Here is an 822-nt window from a genome sequence, read left to right on the forward strand (position 1 = left end):
CATCGTCGGCCTCCAGCATGGAGAGAAAGACCTCGGTGGCATCGCCGGTCAGGCGGCCGATGCCTTGTGCGTCGGCCGGTCCGCACTCGACCACGACCAGGTCGTAGGCTGTCGTCAGCGACTGCATGATGATCGGCAGCCGGTCGGCGGCACGCATGGCACGAACCGGATCGGCGGTTCCGACCGGGATGACGTGACAGTCCGAGTAGAGATCGGCATGGATGACGTCACTGAACTGCGCTTCCGAAGCGAGCAGGTTGGTGATGCCGGGAAAAAGCCCGCTGTCCAGCATCGGCCGCGAGGCGGCCCCCGACGCGGTGAGGTCCAGCAACAGCACGCGCAGCCCGGCGTCGGCGACCTCGCGCGCCACCAGGATCGCGGATGCAGCCGCCTCGTCGCCTTCCGGCGAGACGAATATGGCGCGCGCCGCACCGCTGGAGATCAGCTTTTCGGCAGCCTTCTCGATATCGATCTCGCCCAGGGTGGAACGCGCCGGTTCGGGCTCGACAGCCGTCTGCTCTGTCGCCGTCGTATCGGGCATTGCAACCACATCCGGTGCCTCGGCCATGGCCGGCATCGCGGCGGCATAGGGCTCCGCATCTGCTTCATCCGCACGTTCAGGCAGCTCCTGGCCAACCAAGGGGTCCTGCAGGACGGCAGGCTCGTGGCGGACAAATGGCTTGGCGACCGGCGTCTGCGCCACCTGGGGCATCGCGACCTCATCGATCCGTTCGAAACGGGAACCGCTCGCCGGCCGCATCGCGCGACCTGAAAACAGCTCCCGCAGAAGCGTCACGATGGCCATGATCAGCAGCGATGCGG

At 66.9% G+C, this 822-nt stretch carries 1 pseudogene (cut by a window edge); it reads right to left on the reverse strand.

The window, feature by feature from the left end:
- Nucleotides 1-822: pseudogene (locus EOB80_RS21975) on the reverse strand (exopolysaccharide transport family protein) (its annotated part continues 1,332 nt past the right edge of the window); the annotation flags it as partial.

The sequence above is a fragment of the Mesorhizobium sp. M7A.F.Ca.MR.245.00.0.0 genome (genome assembly GCF_003997415.1).
Lineage (GTDB): Bacteria > Pseudomonadota > Alphaproteobacteria > Rhizobiales > Rhizobiaceae > Mesorhizobium.